Annotated in this window: 16 protein-coding genes; 8 read left to right on the top strand and 8 right to left on the bottom strand. The window is 72.8% G+C overall.

All coding sequences use genetic code 11. The annotated features are described in order from the left end of the window. Nucleotides 1-153: 153 nt before the first annotated feature. The 3 genes from FHL79_RS08045 to FHL79_RS08035 are packed head-to-tail and all read left to right on the top strand — an operon-like array spanning nucleotide 154 to nucleotide 3,900. Nucleotides 154-1,623 carry an MFS transporter gene (locus tag FHL79_RS08045; RefSeq protein ID WP_218938374.1) on the top strand — a complete coding sequence of 490 codons (1,470 nt, stop codon included), beginning with the start codon at nucleotides 154-156 and terminating at the stop codon, nucleotides 1,621-1,623. Between the two features lie 41 nt (nucleotides 1,624-1,664). Continuing rightward, nucleotides 1,665-2,867, top strand: coding sequence for a PP2C family protein-serine/threonine phosphatase (locus tag FHL79_RS08040; RefSeq protein ID WP_246080509.1), 1,203 nt, complete (start codon nucleotides 1,665-1,667; stop codon nucleotides 2,865-2,867). A 28-nt stretch (nucleotides 2,868-2,895) separates the two neighbouring features. Then, nucleotides 2,896-3,900: an adenosine deaminase gene (locus FHL79_RS08035; RefSeq protein WP_138758087.1), complete on the top strand. Its 1,005-nt coding sequence runs from the start codon at nucleotides 2,896-2,898 to the stop codon at nucleotides 3,898-3,900. Between the two features lie 2 nt (nucleotides 3,901-3,902). Here FHL79_RS08035 and FHL79_RS08030 read toward each other — a convergent pair whose 3' ends face one another. Together FHL79_RS08030 and FHL79_RS08025 are read right to left on the bottom strand one after the other, a co-directional pair. Continuing rightward, entirely contained in the window at nucleotides 3,903-4,292 is a 390-nt protein-coding gene (locus FHL79_RS08030) for an MmcQ/YjbR family DNA-binding protein (RefSeq protein ID WP_138758086.1), read from the bottom strand. A gap of 35 nt (nucleotides 4,293-4,327) precedes the next feature. After that, entirely contained in the window at nucleotides 4,328-4,720 is a 393-nt protein-coding gene (locus tag FHL79_RS08025; protein WP_138758085.1) for a VOC family protein, read from the bottom strand. 77 nt (nucleotides 4,721-4,797) lie between these two features. On the opposite strand from FHL79_RS08025, the gene FHL79_RS08020 reads away from it, so the two are divergent. Then, nucleotides 4,798-4,995 carry a hypothetical protein gene (locus tag FHL79_RS08020; protein WP_014739155.1) on the top strand — a complete coding sequence of 66 codons (198 nt, stop codon included), beginning with the start codon at nucleotides 4,798-4,800 and terminating at the stop codon, nucleotides 4,993-4,995. Nucleotides 4,996-5,046: 51 nt separating this feature from the next. Further along, nucleotides 5,047-5,658 carry a GDSL-type esterase/lipase family protein gene (locus FHL79_RS08015; RefSeq protein ID WP_138758084.1) on the top strand — a complete coding sequence of 204 codons (612 nt, stop codon included), beginning with the start codon at nucleotides 5,047-5,049 and terminating at the stop codon, nucleotides 5,656-5,658. Here the strand turns inward: FHL79_RS08015 and FHL79_RS08010 are convergent, their stop codons facing one another. Together FHL79_RS08010 and FHL79_RS08005 are read right to left on the bottom strand one after the other, a co-directional pair. Further along, nucleotides 5,659-6,039 (bottom strand): thiol-disulfide oxidoreductase DCC family protein, encoded by a 381-nt coding sequence (locus FHL79_RS08010; RefSeq protein ID WP_138758083.1) that lies wholly within the window; start codon nucleotides 6,037-6,039, stop codon nucleotides 5,659-5,661. Between the two features lie 21 nt (nucleotides 6,040-6,060). After that, nucleotides 6,061-6,822, bottom strand: coding sequence for an endonuclease/exonuclease/phosphatase family protein (locus tag FHL79_RS08005; protein ID WP_138758082.1), 762 nt, complete (start codon nucleotides 6,820-6,822; stop codon nucleotides 6,061-6,063). A gap of 65 nt (nucleotides 6,823-6,887) precedes the next feature. On the opposite strand from FHL79_RS08005, the gene FHL79_RS08000 reads away from it, so the two are divergent. After that, complete coding sequence (locus tag FHL79_RS08000) at nucleotides 6,888-7,439, top strand: nucleotidyltransferase (RefSeq protein ID WP_246080507.1); 552 nt, start codon at nucleotides 6,888-6,890, stop codon at nucleotides 7,437-7,439. A 105-nt stretch (nucleotides 7,440-7,544) separates the two neighbouring features. Here FHL79_RS08000 and FHL79_RS07995 read toward each other — a convergent pair whose 3' ends face one another. The 3 genes from FHL79_RS07995 to FHL79_RS07985 are packed head-to-tail and all read right to left on the bottom strand — an operon-like array spanning nucleotide 7,545 to nucleotide 10,968. Then, nucleotides 7,545-8,300 carry a succinate dehydrogenase/fumarate reductase iron-sulfur subunit gene (locus FHL79_RS07995; protein ID WP_138758081.1) on the bottom strand — a complete coding sequence of 252 codons (756 nt, stop codon included), beginning with the start codon at nucleotides 8,298-8,300 and terminating at the stop codon, nucleotides 7,545-7,547. Then, the gene (locus tag FHL79_RS07990; RefSeq protein WP_138758080.1) at nucleotides 8,297-10,243 is read right to left on the bottom strand and encodes a fumarate reductase/succinate dehydrogenase flavoprotein subunit; all 1,947 of its coding nucleotides are present in this window, start codon (nucleotides 10,241-10,243) and stop codon (nucleotides 8,297-8,299) included. Before FHL79_RS07990 ends, FHL79_RS07995 begins: the two co-directional genes overlap by 4 nt. Nucleotides 10,244-10,257: 14 nt before the next feature. Beyond that, nucleotides 10,258-10,968: a succinate dehydrogenase cytochrome b subunit gene (locus FHL79_RS07985; protein ID WP_138758079.1), complete on the bottom strand. Its 711-nt coding sequence runs from the start codon at nucleotides 10,966-10,968 to the stop codon at nucleotides 10,258-10,260. 220 nt (nucleotides 10,969-11,188) lie between these two features. Between FHL79_RS07985 and FHL79_RS07980 the strand changes: the two genes are divergently transcribed. Together FHL79_RS07980 and FHL79_RS07975 are read left to right on the top strand one after the other, a co-directional pair. After that, on the top strand, nucleotides 11,189-11,800 hold the full coding sequence (locus tag FHL79_RS07980; RefSeq protein ID WP_138758078.1) for a sulfite oxidase-like oxidoreductase: 612 nt from the start codon (nucleotides 11,189-11,191) through the stop codon (nucleotides 11,798-11,800). Further along, nucleotides 11,793-12,581, top strand: coding sequence for an FAD-binding oxidoreductase (locus FHL79_RS07975; RefSeq protein WP_246080505.1), 789 nt, complete (start codon nucleotides 11,793-11,795; stop codon nucleotides 12,579-12,581). The genes FHL79_RS07980 and FHL79_RS07975 overlap by 8 nt, the downstream gene beginning before the upstream one ends. A gap of 45 nt (nucleotides 12,582-12,626) precedes the next feature. Here the strand turns inward: FHL79_RS07975 and FHL79_RS07970 are convergent, their stop codons facing one another. Next, nucleotides 12,627-14,078, bottom strand: a complete 1,452-nt coding sequence (locus FHL79_RS07970) for a M1 family metallopeptidase (protein ID WP_138758077.1) — start codon at nucleotides 14,076-14,078, stop codon at nucleotides 12,627-12,629. Between the last annotated feature and the right edge of the window lie 230 nt (nucleotides 14,079-14,308).

The raw sequence follows: 14,308 nt of genomic DNA, 5'->3' as shown, positions 1-14,308 counted from the left end.
TGGTCATCCGTTCGGGTGACCCAGGACCTGATCGGCCGACGCGGCGCACTGCTTGAGCGAGGGGCGACAATGAGTTGACGAAAGCAACTGGCGACCGGCGGGAGCCGGTCGGAGAACGAGCGGCCCGGTGGCGGCCGTCGGAGGATGCCGACCGTGACCAGCACCGCCCCCGGCGAGACGGAACAGCTCGACCCGCGGCGGTGGGTGGCCCTCGGTGTCTGCGTCTCCGCGCTGTTCATGACGCTGCTGGACGTCAGCATCGTCACCGTCGCGCTGCCCTCGATCGGCACGAGCACCGGTGCCGGCCCGTCGCAGCTGCAGTGGGTGGTCTCCGGCTACGCGCTCGCCTTCGGGATGGTGCCGATCATCGGTGGCCGGCTGGGCGACGACCGCGGCCGCCGGCGGGTGCTGCTCATCGGGATCGCTGCCTTCGTCGTCTGCAGCGCACTCGTCGGGCTGGCTCCGACGCCGGGGGTGCTGATCGCCGGCCGGGTGCTGCAGGGACTGGCCGGCGGGCTGGTCAACCCGCAGGTCTCCGGCCTGGTGCAGCAGCTGTTCCCGCAGCACGAGCGCGGCCGGGCGTTCGGCACGATCGGGGCGGCCGTGGGCATCGCGACCGCCGCCGGCCCGGTCGTCGGCGGTGCGCTGATCGCCCTGGGTGGGGAGGAGTCCGGCTGGCGGCTGTGCTTCCTGGTCAACGTGCCGGTGGGGCTCCTCGCGCTGGTGCTGTGCGCCCGGCTGCTGCCCTCGCCGCCGCCCCGGGACGCCCACCGGCCGCTGGACCTCCCCGGCGCGGCGCTGCTGGCGGTCGGCGTCCTCGGGTTGCTCTTCCCCGTCGTCCAGTACGACGCCGCCCACGACCTCCGGCTGGCGCTGCTGCTGCTGCCGGCACTCGCGGTGCTCGCCGGCTTCGTCGGCTGGAAACGCGGGCCGGGACGTCGGCGCGGCCACCCCCTGGTGGACCTGGCGCTGTTCCGCATCCGGTCCTTCGCCGACGGCACCGTGCTGGCCGTGCTCTTCTTCTGCGCCTACACCGGCACCCCGCTGGTGCTGGCGCTCTTCCTCCAGGAGGGCCTCGGCTACAGCCCGCTGCAGTCCGGGCTCACCGCGTCCTCCTACGCGGTCGGTGCGGCCCTGTCGGCGCCGATCGGCGGCCGGCTGGTGTCCCGGCTGGGGCAGCGGGTCCTGGTGGTCGCGCTCGGGCTGTTCCTGGTCGGCGTGGCGGCGGCCGCGCTGGTGGCACTCGCGCTGGCCGGTGAGGTCGATCCGGGGCTGGTGGCGCCGGCGATGGCCCCGGCGCTGCTGGTCGCCGGGCTCGGCGGCGGCTCGGTGATCACGCCGAACCAGGCGCTGTCCCTGGCCGAGGTCGACGTCCGCGGTGGGTCGACGGCCGGCGGGGTGCTGCAGACCGCGCAGCGCTTCGGGAACGCCGTCGGCGCAGCGGTCATCACCGCGGTCTTCTACGTCTCGGTCTCCGGGGCGGCGTCCGATGGCGCCGGCCGGCAGGGCGACTACGGGCAGGCCTACGCGCTCAGCCTGGTGGTGAGCGTGGTCTTCGCCGCGGCCGCCGCGGTGCTGGCGATCCGGGACGTCCGCCGGACGCGCGAGCCGAAGCAGGCCTGACCCCCTGGGCGTGCGATGCGCCTCTCTGCCAGGGTGCGTCCGTGACGTCGATCGACCAGCCAGCGCTGCCCGGCCCGCTCCGGTCCATGCTGCGCGAGCTGCACCTGCTCGCTCCGGACAGGCTGGCCGAGCGGGTCGCCGTGCACGGCCGCCGACTGGGTTTCCGCGACACCGTGCTGTACGTGGTGGACTACGAACAGGTGTTGTTGCAGCCGGTCCGCGGCGATGGTGTGCCGGAGCGCCAGGAGCTCTCGGTGGAGGGCTCGGTCGCCGGCCGGTGTTACCGGAAGCACGAGACGGTGCGCACCACGGGCAGCGGCGGTCCCCGGCTGTGGGTGCCGCTGCTGGACGGCGTCGAGCGGCTGGGCGTGGTCGAGCTGCTCGTGGACTCCGTCACCGACGAGGTGGAGGAGACCGCGAAGGCCTTCGTCTCCCTGCTCGCCGAGGTCCTGGTCGTCAACGAGGCCTACACCGACATCTTCGCGCGGCTCCGGCGGCGCAAGACGCTGAGCGTGGCGGCGGAGATCCAGTGGGAGCTGCTGCCGCCGATGACCTTTGCGACCGATCGGGTCGTCGTGTCCGGTGCCCTCGAACCCGCCTATGACATCGGTGGGGACAGCTTCGACTACGCCGTCAACGGTTCCTCCGCGCACGTGCTGGTCTTGGACGCCGTGGGACACGGGCTGCCTGCCGCGCTGCTCGCCAGCGCCGCGATCGGCGCCTACCGGCACGCCCGTCGGGAGATGTACGACCTGCCGGACATCGCCGTGGCGGTGAACCGGGTCATCGCGGACAACTTCACCGGCAGCCAGTTCGCCACCGCTGCGATCGCCCGGCTGGACCTGGACACCGGGCTGCTGCGGTGGGTGAACGCCGGGCACCCGGACCCCCTGGTCCTGCGGGACGGTGCCTTCGTCCGCCCGCCCGTGTGCCGGCCACACCCGCCGCTGGGGCTCCAGGTCCGCAAGCCCGACGTCTGCGAGATGCACCTGCACCCCGGCGACCGGGTGCTCGTCTACAGCGACGGGATCGTGGAGGCCCGCTCCGAGTCCGGTGAGTTCTTCGGCGAGGAGCGGCTGGCGGACTTCGTCCTCCAGGCCGGGGCCTCCGGGGACGCAGCCCCGGAGGCGCTGCGCCGGCTGATGCGCAAGGTCCTGGAGCACCAGGGTGGCCAACTGCAGGACGACGCGAGCATCGTCGTCCTGGAGTGGCACACCGGCTCTCCTCAGCGGATGGTCCCCTGACCACAGCGCCCGGGTGACAATGCCGGCCATGCAGACCAGCTCCAAGGTGCCCGCCCTGCCCACCGCCGAGCTGCACCTGCACATCGAGGGGACCCTCGAGCCCGAGCTTGCGGTCGACCTGGCCCGGCGCAACCGGGTCCGGCTGCGCCACCCCGACCTGGCGTCGCTGCGCCGGGCGTACTCGTTCAGCGACCTGCCGTCCTTCCTGGACCTCTACTACGAGCTCACCGAGGTGCTGCAGCAGCCGCAGGACTTCACCGACCTGGCCGAGGCCTACCTGGCCCGGGCCGCGGCGCACGGGGTGCGGCACGCGGAGGTGTTCGTCGACCCGCAGGCCCACACCAGCCGCGGCGTGCCGCTCGAGGTCGTCCTGGACGGGCTGGCCGAGGCCTTCCGGACGGCGGAGCAGCGGCACGGGCTCAGCGCCCGGCTGATCGTCTGCTTCGTGCGCGACCGGGACCCGGAGGAGGCCGAGGCGCTGGTGCCGCGGCTGCGCCCGTGGCACGACCTCGTCATCGGCGTCGGGCTGGACAGTGCCGAGGTCGGGTTCCCGCCGGAGCTCTTCCGGCGCGCCTACGCGCTGGCGGCCGACGAGGGCCTGCACCGGGTCGCGCACGCGGGGGAGGAGGGGCCGCCCGGCTACGTGCACGGCGCGCTGGACGCCCTCGGTGTCGAGCGGGTCGACCACGGCATCCGCAGCATGGAGGACCCCTCGCTGGTGGCCCGGCTGCGGGAGGAGCAGGTCCCGCTGACCGTCTGCCCGCTGTCCAACGTCGCCCTCAAGGCGGTGCCCGGCCTGGCTGCGCACCCGCTGCGCTCGATGCTGGACGCCGGCCTGCTGGTCAACGTCAACTCCGACGACCCGGCCTACTTCGGTGGCTACCTGCACGACAACACCGTCGCCGCCTGCCGGGCGCTCGGCCTCGGTGCCGCGGAACGGCGGCTGCTGGCGGAGAACAGCTTCCGGGCCAGCTTCCTGCCCGAGGCGGACAAGCAGCGGCACCTGGCCGCGGTGGCCGCGGCCGCCGGCTGACCTCAGCCCGGCCGGCGGTGCTCGGCGACCAGCCGGCGGGGTGCCCGGCACGCCCACGCCTCGTCGAGCAGCTCGGCCAGCTCGGCGGCGTCGACCTCGGCGAGCCGGACCAGCACGGATGGGTGGTCGGCGAAGTGCGCGGTGGTGAAGTAGACGCCGGGGGAGTCCGCGATCAGCGCGGTGCGCACACCGACGTCCGGGACGTACGCGCCCAGCACCGGGCCGGCCGGTGCGGCGTCCCCCAGCTCGGCGAGGTCCCTGGGGCGCAGCGGCCGCTGCCAGGCGAACTGCTTGTCCCGCACCCGCCAGCTGCGGTTGCCGCCGTGGGTCGGTCCCTCGGTTGCCTCCGGGAGGGCGAGGGCGAGCCGTGCGACGTCGTCCCAGGTGGCCATGCCGGGGACGCTACGACCCCGCGCCACCCCCGGCGCTACGCCAGCTGCACGACGACGAGCGTGTTCCCGTCCGGGTCGCGGAAGGTGAACATCGGCGGGACCTGCGGACCCATGTCGATCAGCTCGGGATCGACGTCGGCCCCGGCGGCGCGCAGGGCCGCGTGGTCGGCGGCGGCGTCCCTCGTCGCCAGCCGGATGCCGGTGTCCACGCCGGACGGCGCGTCGTCCCGCCGGACCAGCGCCAGCGTGGTCGCCGCACCGGGCGGCGCGACCTCCAGCCACCGGGCGCCGGGACCGTAGGAGCCATCGAGCCGCACCTCGCAGCCGAGGACGCCGACGTAGAAGGCCAGCGCGCGGTCCTGGTCGGTGACGGGGACGGCGACGGTGTGCACGGAGGTGAGGTGGGTGCGGCGTGCGGTGCCGGTCATGACGTCCTCCTGGGGGAGCGGTGGTCCAGTGCAGACCGCCCCGGCCGGCCGGACTCATCGGAGGTCAGGATGGCGGCATGAACGTCTTCACCGACTACGCCGAGACGCACTGGGTGCCGATCAACGGGGACATGGTCACCGTGCAGACCGTCGACGCGACCGGCAGGCGGGAGACCCACGTGCTGTCGGTGCCCGATGCGCTGGCCCAGTTCAAGGTCAAGTACCCGTTCGTGGACGACGCCCAGGCCGCCGCCCTCTTCGCCCAGGGCGGCTGAGGGCGTCCCGGATCACGGCACAGCGCACGGCGCACGGCGGTTGTACGGGGTGTGACGCTCCGCTTCCTCGTCCTCGGTGACTCCCTCGCCTTCGGCACCGGGGCCGCCCGCCCTCAGGACACCCTCGGCGCCCGGCTGACCCGCACGCTGACCGACGCCGGCTCCTCCGTCGAGCTGCACGTCGTCGCCGTCCCCGGTGCCACCTCCCTCGACCTCGCGGCGCAGGTCCAGCGCGCCACCGCCGTCGACGCCGACCTGGCCCTGCTGGTCGTGGGCGCCAACGACCTGACCCGCCAGGTGCCGCCGGCGCGGGCCTCGGCCGCACTCGGCGCGGCGGTGCGGGAGCTGCGCGCCCGCGGCACCGAGGTGCTCGTCGTCCCGACGCCCGACCTGTCGTCGGTGGCCTGGGTCCCGCCGGCGTTCCGCGCCGTGGTGGCCGGCATCTGCGACCAGCTGCGGGCCCGGCAGACCGCCGCCGCAGCGGCCGCCGGGGGCGTCGTCGCCCCGGTCGCGCCCGAGCTCACCGCCCGGTTCGCCGGCGACCCGTCGCTGTTCTCCGCCGACCGGTTCCACCCCTCGTCCGCGGGCTACGCGCTGGTGGCCGACGCGCTCGCGCCGCGCCTGCTCGAGCTGGCTGCCCGCCGGCAGGACCGCGCTGCTTGATCAGGCGGCGTCGCGCGGGGGCATCCGGCAGGCCGCCGTCCCCCCGGGCAGGCGGTGCCGGTTGGCCGCGACCAGGCGGTAGAGCTGCGGGGCGACCCAGCGCAGCGGCGGCACCGACAGCAGCAGGCCGGCCAGCGACCACGGCGCCCCGGCCGCCCGGAGTGCCAGCGCCACCGCGGGCGCCCCGCCGGCCACCGCTCCGTCCCCGCTGATCCAGAGCACCTCGGACCGGGCGCGCTCGGCGGTCACCCCGGCGGCGGCCAGGTCGGTCCACTGCCAGGGGACGACCTCGACGTCGGCGGGCAGCAGGCGGCGGGCGACGTCGGCCGAGCGGGTGCAGAAGGCGCAGTCACCGTCGAAGACGAGCGTTCCAGCGGGCATGTGGCTCATGGTGCACCTCCGTCAACCGACGTCGACGGTGAGCGCGCGGTGGTCCGACAGCGGCAGCGCGGGCGCCGACACCGCGGTGACCGGCGCGAACGACCCGCGCAGCAGCACGTGGTCCAGTTGCCGGTCCGGCGCGTCGAGCGGGAAGGTCAGCCCGCTGGCCAGGGACTGCCAGCCGGTGACCGAGGTCGGCGTCGGCGGGGTCATGTTCAGGTCGCCCATCAGCACCAGCGGTCCGGGGAACGCGGTCAGGTCGCGCTGCAGCCGGCGCAGCTGCCGCCGGTTCCACCCCGGCACGAACGACAGGTGGGTGTTCACCACGGTCAGCTCGCCGTGCGGGGTCTCCACCACCGCGACGACGGCGGCCCGCGGCTCCTCGTCGACCACGATCACCTTGCGCGGACCGGGCAGCCACATCGGGAACCGGAACGGGATGGCGGGCAGCCGGACCACCTGCCAGGAGCGCACCGGGTACCGGGACAGCAGCGCGATGCCGTACTCCGCCGTCCCCGGCTGCTCGCGCCCGGTCGCCGCCATCCAGGTGGCCCCCGGCGTGCCGGCGATCGCCGCGACGAACCGGTGCTCGGCGGCGCCCATCGCCTCGGCGGCCACCGCGGTCAGGTCGGCGTGGTGCGAACGGGGTTGCTCCCGGTCCACCTCCTGCAGCGCCAGGACGTCGGCGTCGAGCGTCCGCACCGCCGCGGCGAAGCGGTCGACGTCCACCCGGTCGTCGTCCAGGGAGCGTCCGTGCAGGATGTTGAAGGTCGCGAGGCGCACGCGTGACCGCTACCCGTCCGGGTAACGCTCCACCCGATCCGGTCCCCGACCGAGGAGCGTGACGCGTGCCCGCCGACCGGGACGCCCTGCGATCTGCCCTCAAGCGGACCGCCTCCACCCTCAAGGCCGACGGAGTGCCCTTCGCGCTGGCCGGTGGCTACGCGCTGTGGGCGCACGGCGCCCCGGAGTCGGAGAACGACGTCGACTTCGTCGTCGCCGAGGAGGACACCGAGCGCGCGGTCGACGTGCTGGCTGAGGCCGGTTTCGAGGTGGTCCGGCCGCCGGAGGACTGGCTGTTCAAGGTCGGCTGCGAGGGAGCGCAGGTCGACGTGCTGCACCGGGTCGTGGGGGAGCCGGTCGACCCCGAGCTGCTGAAGCGGTCCGAGGAGATGGACCTGCTGGGCATCCGGCTGCCGGTGCTGCCGGCCACCGACCTGCTGTCCAGCAAGCTCCGGTCGATGACCGAGCACTACTGCGACTTCGGCCGGCTGCTGCCGCACGTCCGCGCCGTCCGGGAGCAGCTGGACTGGGACCGGCTGCGCAGCGAGGTCGAGGGCAACGACTTCGCCGTCGCCTTCCTCTTCCTCACCGACCGGCTGGGCATCTCCCCCTCCTGAGACGACGAACGGGCCGGCACCCCGATGGGGTACCGGCCCGTTCGAACGGCCCCGTCCAGAGGCTCGTCCCGAGCTCGCGAGGGATGAGGAGGACGGGGTCCTTCCTCAACTCGCAGGGACTGCTCCTGCACGCAGGGCGCCGAGCAGGTCGTGGTTCAGCCGGGAGATGGTCTCCATCGAGATGCCCTTCGGGCAGACCGCGGAGCACTCGCCGATGTTGGAGCAGCCACCGAAGTCCTCGGCGTCCTGCTGGCCCACCATCCGCAGCACCCGCTCGTCCCGCTCCGGCTGGCCCTGCGGGAGCAGGCCGAGGTGGGCGACCTTCGACGCGGTGAACAGCATCGCCGAGCCGTTCGGGCAGGCGGCCACGCAGGCGCCGCAGCCGATGCAGGTGGCGGCGTCGAAGGCGGCGTCGGAGTCCTTCTTCGGCACCGGGGTGGCGTGCGCCTCCGGCGCCGTGCCGGTGGGCGCGCTGATGAAGCCACCGGCGGAGATGATCCGGTCGAAGGCGGACCGGTCGACGACGAGGTCCTTGACGACCGGGAAGCCACCGGAGCGCCACGGCTCGATGTCGATGACGTCGCCGTCGGAGAACGACCGCATGTGCAGCTGGCACACCGTCGCCTGCTCCGGGCCGTGCGCGACACCGTCGATCATCAGGCCGCAGGAGCCGCAGATGCCCTCGCGGCAGTCGTGGTCGAAGGCGATGGGGTCGTCGCCGTCCAGGATCAGCTTCTCGTTGAGCACGTCGAGCATCTCGAGGAAGGACATGTCGGGCGAGACGTCGGTGACGTGGTAGCTCACCATCTTGCCCTTCTTGGCAGGGCTGACCTGCCGCCAGATCTTGAGGGTCAAGTTCACTTGTAGCTCCGCTGTGCGAGGTGGATGTACTCGTACTCGAGGGCCTCGCGGTGCAGCACCGGCGGGGTCCCGTCCGGGGTGTACTCCCAGGCGGCGACGTAGGCGAAGTTCTCGTCGTCGCGCAGGGCCTCACCCTCGGGGGTCTGGCTCTCGGCCCGGAAGTGCCCGCCGCAGCTCTCGTTGCGGTGGAGGGCGTCGACGCACATCAGCTCGGCGAGCTCGATGAAGTCGGCGACCCGGCCGGCGTGCTCCAGGTTCTGGTTGAACACGCCCTGCTCGCCGGAGACCTTCACGTTGGTCCAGAACTCGTGCTTGATCTCCGGGATGCGGTCCAGCGCCTTGCGCAGGCCCTCGTCGGAGCGCTCCATGCCGCACAGGTCCCACATGAGCCGGCCGAGCTCGCGGTGGAACGAGGCGACGGTGCGGGTGCCGTTGATCGACAGCAGCTTCTCGGTCTGCGCGCGGACCGCCGTCTCGGCCTCCACCACGGACGGGTGGTCGGCCGCCACCTTCGGGAACGGCCCGTCGGCGAGGTAGTTGGCCAGCGTGTTCGGCAGCACGAAGTAGCCGTCGGCCAGGCCCTGCATCAGCGCGCTGGCACCGAGCCGGTTGGCGCCCTGGTCGGAGAAGTTGGCCTCACCGATCACGAACAGACCGGGGATGTTGGACTCCAGGTCGTAGTCGACCCACAGGCCACCCATCGTGTAGTGCACCGCGGGGTAGATCCGCATCCCGGTCTCGTAGGCGTCCTCGCCGGTGATCCGGTTGTACATGTCGAAGAGGTTGCCGTACTTGGACTCGATGGTGCTCCGGCCCAACCGCTCGATGGCGTCGCTGAAGTCCAGGTAGACGCCCAGCCCGGTGGGCCCGACACCGCGGCCCTCGTCGCAGACGTTCTTCGCCTGGCGCGAGGCGATGTCGCGGGGCACCAGGTTGCCGAAGGCCGGGTACTTGCGCTCGAGGAAGTAGTCGCGCTCGTCCTCGGGGATCTGCCGCGGGTCGCGGTCGTCGCCCCGCTCCTTGGGCACCCAGACGCGACCGTCGTTGCGCAGCGACTCGCTCATCAGCGTCAGCTTCGACTGGTAGTCGCCGCTGACCGGGATGCAGGTCGGGTGGATCTGCGTGTAGCAGGGGTTGGCGAACAGCGCGCCCCGCTTGTGCGCCCGCCACGCCGCCGTGACGTTGGAGCCCTTGGCGTTGGTGGAGAGGTAGAAGACGTTGCTGTACCCGCCGGAGGCCAGGACGACGGCGTCGGCCAGGTGGGTGCTGATCTGCCCGGTGATCAGGTCCCGGACGACGATGCCCCGGGCCCGGCCGTCGACGACGACCAGGTCGAGCATCTCGGTGCGGCCGTGGGTCTCCACGTTGCCGAGGCCGATCTGCCGCTCGAGGGCCTGGTAGGCGCCGTACAGCAGCTGCTGGCCGGTCTGGCCGCGGGCGTAGAAGGTCCGGGAGACCTGCGCGCCACCGAAGGAGCGGTTGTCCAGCAGGCCGCCGTACTCACGGGCGAAGGGCACGCCCTGGGCGACCGCCTGGTCGATGATGGCGGCGCTGACCTCGGCCAGCCGGTAGGAGTTGGACTCCCGGGAGCGGAAGTCGCCGCCCTTGACCGTGTCGTAGAACAGCCGGTGCACGCTGTCGCCGTCGTTGCGGTAGTTCTTGGCCGCGTTGATACCGCCCTGGGCGGCGACGCTGTGGGCGCGCCGGGGGCTGTCCTGGAACCAGAAGTTCTTGACCCGGTAGCCGGCCTCGGCCAGCGTCGCGGCGGCCGAGCCGCCGGCCAGGCCGGTGCCCACCACGATCACCGACAGCCGGCGACGGTTGGCCGGGTTGACCAGCCGGGCACGGAACTTGCGCTCGTCCCACATCTGCGGGACGGGGACGTCGGTGGGGGCCTTGGTGTCGGCGATCGGCTCGCCGACGGTGAAGAGCTCGAGTGGCATGGCTGATGACTCCGTCAGTCGATGAGGCCGAACGCGATGGACAGCGGCACGAGGATGAAGCCCAGGGTGATCACCGCGGACACCGCGTAGGCGATCCCGTTGACCGCGCGCTCGCGGCGCTTGTTGGTCTGCCCCAGCGTCTGGGTGGCGGCGAAGATGCCGTGCCGCAGGTGCAGGCCCAGCAGGATCATCGAGACCACGTAGAACAGCGTGATCGGGATGTTGGAGAAGCTGGCGATCAGCCGGTCGTAGGGCGTCGTGTCCGTGCCGGCCGGGTTCACCACACCGAAGGTGAGGTCGAGGATGTGCCAGATGATGAACAGCGCCAGGATGAGCCCGCCCCAGCGGACCGTGCGCGAGGCGAAGCTCTGCTGCACGCGCTTCTTGGTCGCGTAGGGCACCGGCCGGGCCCGCCGGGCCTGGCGCCACAGGGAGATCGCCGCCCAGAAGTGCGCCACCACGGAGACCAGCAGCACGATCCGGATGATCCACAGCGTCGTCTGCTCCGGCACGGCCGGCTCACCGATCGTGCGGATCCAGTGGGAGTAGCCGTTGAACTCCTCGGCGCCCTGGAACGCGTGCAGGTTGCCGATCATGTGCGCGATCAAGTACAGGATCATGATGATCCCGGTGACCGCCATGACGGCCTTCTTGACCACCGAGTTGCTGAACTTCCCGGGCTTCCGGGTCGTGCGTGGAGCCTGCTGCGTCGTCACTGTCGCCACAGCGCCACGGTAAGCCCACGACACACGTGACACCCAGGTGAACCGGTCGTGACACACCTCATGTAAGGCGACCCTCACCTGCGGGTTCTCCCGTCCGGCCAACGAGGTGGCGTCACCCGGTGTTCCCCGACCCCTACAGACAACGGGACCGTGGGTGCGGGAACATCGTCCGTGACCGAGTCGAGTGCCCCGGAGGGGCCCTGCAGACAGGACCAGAGACGTGCCCGGACCGACCCGCGGCTTCCTCGGACGCCGCCGTACCGCCAGCGACCCGCGGCTGCCCCCCGGCCAGTACGACGTGGGGGGTGACTGGCCGGTGCTCACCGCCGAGCCGACGCCCCGGATCACCCCGGAGACCTGGAGCATCACCGTCGACGGCGAGGTGGCGAACCCGACGACCTGGAGCTGGGACGAGGCGCACGCGCTGCCCGGCGCCGAGTACCGCGGTGACATCCACTGCGTGACGACCTGGTCGAAGTTCGACACCGTCTTCGGTGGCGTCAGCGTCGACTCGCTGCTCGACGTCGCCCAGCCGACCGCCGAGGGCCGGTTCGTGATGGCCACGTCCAAGACCGGCTACACGACCAACCTGCCGATCGAGGACGTCACCGGCGGCAAGGCCTGGATCGTGTGGGAGTTCGACGGCAAGCCGCTGACCGCCGAGCACGGCGGACCGGTGCGGATGCTGGTGCCGCACCTGTACTTCTGGAAGAGCGCCAAGTGGATCAGCCGGATCACCGTGATGAAGCGCGACCAGCAGGGCTTCTGGGAGCAGAACGGCTACCACGACCGTGGCGACCCGTGGAAGCAGCAGCGGTACCAGGGTGACTAGCGCCGAGCCGCTCGAGGGAGGCCCCGCCGCCACCCCGCTCGGCGCCGGGGGCGGCCCGCCCAGCGGTGCCGCGGCACCGGCGGGTGGCTGGCGGACGGCGACGGTGGCCGGTGTGCGCCGTCCGGTCGCCCGGTCGGTGGAACTGCGCTTCGACGTCCACGACCGGGTCGCCCACCTGCCCGGGCAGCACTACGTCGTGCGGCTGACCGCCGAGGACGGGTACACCGCGCAGCGCTCCTACTCGGTGGCCTCGCCGCCGTCCGACCCGCTCGTCGAGCTCTTCGTCGAGCGGCTCGACGACGGTGAGGTCTCGCCCTACCTGGTCGACGTCGTCGAGCCCGGTGACGAGCTGGAGGTCCGGGGCCCGATCGGCGGCTGGTTCGTCTGGGACGGCGCCACCCCGGCGCTGCTGGTCGGCGGTGGCACCGGCGTCGTCCCGCTGGTGGCGATGGTCCGGCACGCACGGGACCTCGGCCGGCTGGACCTGCTGCGGGTGGCCGTGTCGACCCGCACCCTGGCCGACCTGCCCTACGCCGACGAGCTGGCCGACGTCGGCGCGCTGATCGTGACCACCCGGGAGGCGCACGGCATCCGCCCGGCCGCCCGGCTGACCGCGATGGACCTGCTGCCGCTCTGGGAGGAGGGGCAGACCGCGTTCGTCTGCGGCTCCGCCGGTTTCGCCGAGTCGGCCAGCCAGCTGCTGGTCGGGCTGGGCATCCCGCCGACGTCGGTGCGGGTGGAGAAGTTCGGCCCCTCCGCACTGGACTCGCCCAAGCGCTGAACGGCGGCGGCCCCGCTCCCCGGAGGAGCGGGGCCGCCGTGCTGCTCAGCCCAGGACGGCGGGCTTGCCCGGCGTGAACAGCCAGGTCTGGAACAGCTCGTCCAGCTGCTGTCCGGAGACCTCCTCGGCGAGCGCGATGAAGTCCGCCGTGGTGACCGCCTCCCCGGCGTGGCGGGCCGTCCACTCCCGCACGATCGTGGCGAACAGCTCGTCCCCGACCTGCAGCCGCAGCGCGTGCAGCGTCATCGCCCCACGGGAGTAGACCCCCGTGCTGAACAGGTCCTCGATGGCCGGCCCCGGGTCGCCAGGGGCGCCGACCCACAGGTCCGAGTCGGCCGGCAGCGCCGCGAGCTCGTCGAACTGCTGCTGCACGGTCAAGATCCCCGCACGCTCCTGCCACATCCACTCGGCGTAGGTGGCGAAGCCCTCGTTGAGCCAGATGTGCTGCCAGGCCGCGAGCCGCACCAGGTCGCCGGTCCACTGGTGGGCCAGCTCGTGCACCACCACGCTGTCACCGGACACCTGGTCGGTGAAGAACACCGAGCCGTAGACCGGGCGGGTCTGCGTCTCCAGCGCGAACTGCAGGTCCGGTGTGTCGTCGACGATGCCGCCGGCGGCCTGGAACGGGTAGTCCCCGAAGTAGTTGCCGAGCCAGTCGATGATCTCCGGCTGCCGGGCGAAGGACGCCGAGGCCACCTCACCCGGCGGCGGGCCGCCCTCGACGGGGGAGAAGAGGTCGGGGTCCAGGGCGTCCCAGTAGCGGACGCCGTCGACCTCGTAGGCCCGCAGGTCGAACTCCCCGACGGCCAGGGTGACCAGGTAGGTCGCCATCGGCTCGGCCGCCTGCCAGCGCCACGTGGTCCAGCCGTGCCGGGTGCGCTGGTCCTCGAGCACGCCGTTGGAGACCGCCTCCAGCCCCTCGGGCACGGTCGCGCTGACCGACACGGACGCCGCGTCGAGCGGGTGGTCGTTCGACGGGAACCAGGTGGCCGCACCGTCGGGCTGCCCGGCCACCACCGCACCGTCGTCGGTGTGCAGGAACCCGGAGGCACCCAGTGCGTCCTGGATGGTCTCCGGGACCCCGTGGTAGCGGACCACGGTGGTGAACTCGTGCCCCTCCCACACCGGCCGGTGCGGGGTGATGACCAGCTCGCCGCCCTCCCGGGTCCAGCCGGCGGGGGCGTGGTCGACCCGCACCGCGTCGACGGTCAGGCCCTGCAGGTCCAGGTCGAACGCCGACAGGTCCTGGGTGGCGACGGCCTCGATGGTCGCGGTGGCCGTGAGCTCGTCGGTGGCGGGGTCGTAGAGCAGGTCCAGGTCGTAGTGGTCGACGTCGTACCCGCCGTTGCCGTCCAGTGGGTAGTACGGGTCGCCGATGCCCGGCGCCCCGGGGGAGGGGGTCCCGTGCCCGCCGTGCCCGGGCGCCGCAAGCGCCGTCGCGGGCACCAGGGCCAGCGCTGCCGTGGTGAGGGTGAGTCCTGCCAGCCGCCGGTTCATGGCCACCTCCGTGGGGTGCAGGGTGCGAGATCGGGCTGACGGTAGGGGCGGGTCCGTGCCCGGTCGGGTGCCCGGTCGACGCCCGTCGGCGGGGGCGGCGCGCGGTCACCCTGGGTGGCGGCTGGGTGGGCGCTGTGCGGGCCGCGGGTCGGCTGCCGGGTACAGCTCGGAGGGTGAAGTTAGGGCAGGCTATCCTCTGCTTCCCACGATCACCCAGGAGTCGCCGTGCC

This window comes from Modestobacter altitudinis (genome assembly GCF_005930475.1).
GTDB classification, from domain to species: Bacteria; Actinomycetota; Actinomycetes; order Mycobacteriales; family Geodermatophilaceae; genus Modestobacter; species Modestobacter altitudinis.
The sequence above is the reverse complement of the archived record's forward strand: the minus strand, read 5'-3'. Positions and strand labels throughout refer to the sequence as shown.

What these genes read in the sequence shown, in the direction of transcription:
- FHL79_RS08035 (WP_138758087.1), top strand. Translation starts at nt 2,896, where the DNA reads ATGCAGACCAGCTCCAAGGTGCCCGCCCTGCCCACCGCCGAGCTGCAC.
- FHL79_RS08030 (WP_138758086.1), bottom strand. Translation starts at nt 4,292, where the DNA reads ATGGCCACCTGGGACGACGTCGCACGGCTCGCCCTCGCCCTCCCGGAG.
- FHL79_RS08025 (WP_138758085.1), bottom strand. Translation starts at nt 4,720, where the DNA reads ATGACCGGCACCGCACGCCGCACCCACCTCACCTCCGTGCACACCGTC.
- FHL79_RS08020 (WP_014739155.1), top strand. Translation starts at nt 4,798, where the DNA reads ATGAACGTCTTCACCGACTACGCCGAGACGCACTGGGTGCCGATCAAC.
- FHL79_RS08010 (WP_138758083.1), bottom strand. Translation starts at nt 6,039, where the DNA reads ATGCCCGCTGGAACGCTCGTCTTCGACGGTGACTGCGCCTTCTGCACC.
- FHL79_RS07990 (WP_138758080.1), bottom strand. Translation starts at nt 10,243, where the DNA reads ATGCCACTCGAGCTCTTCACCGTCGGCGAGCCGATCGCCGACACCAAG.
- FHL79_RS07970 (WP_138758077.1), bottom strand. Translation starts at nt 14,078, where the DNA reads ATGAACCGGCGGCTGGCAGGACTCACCCTCACCACGGCAGCGCTGGCC.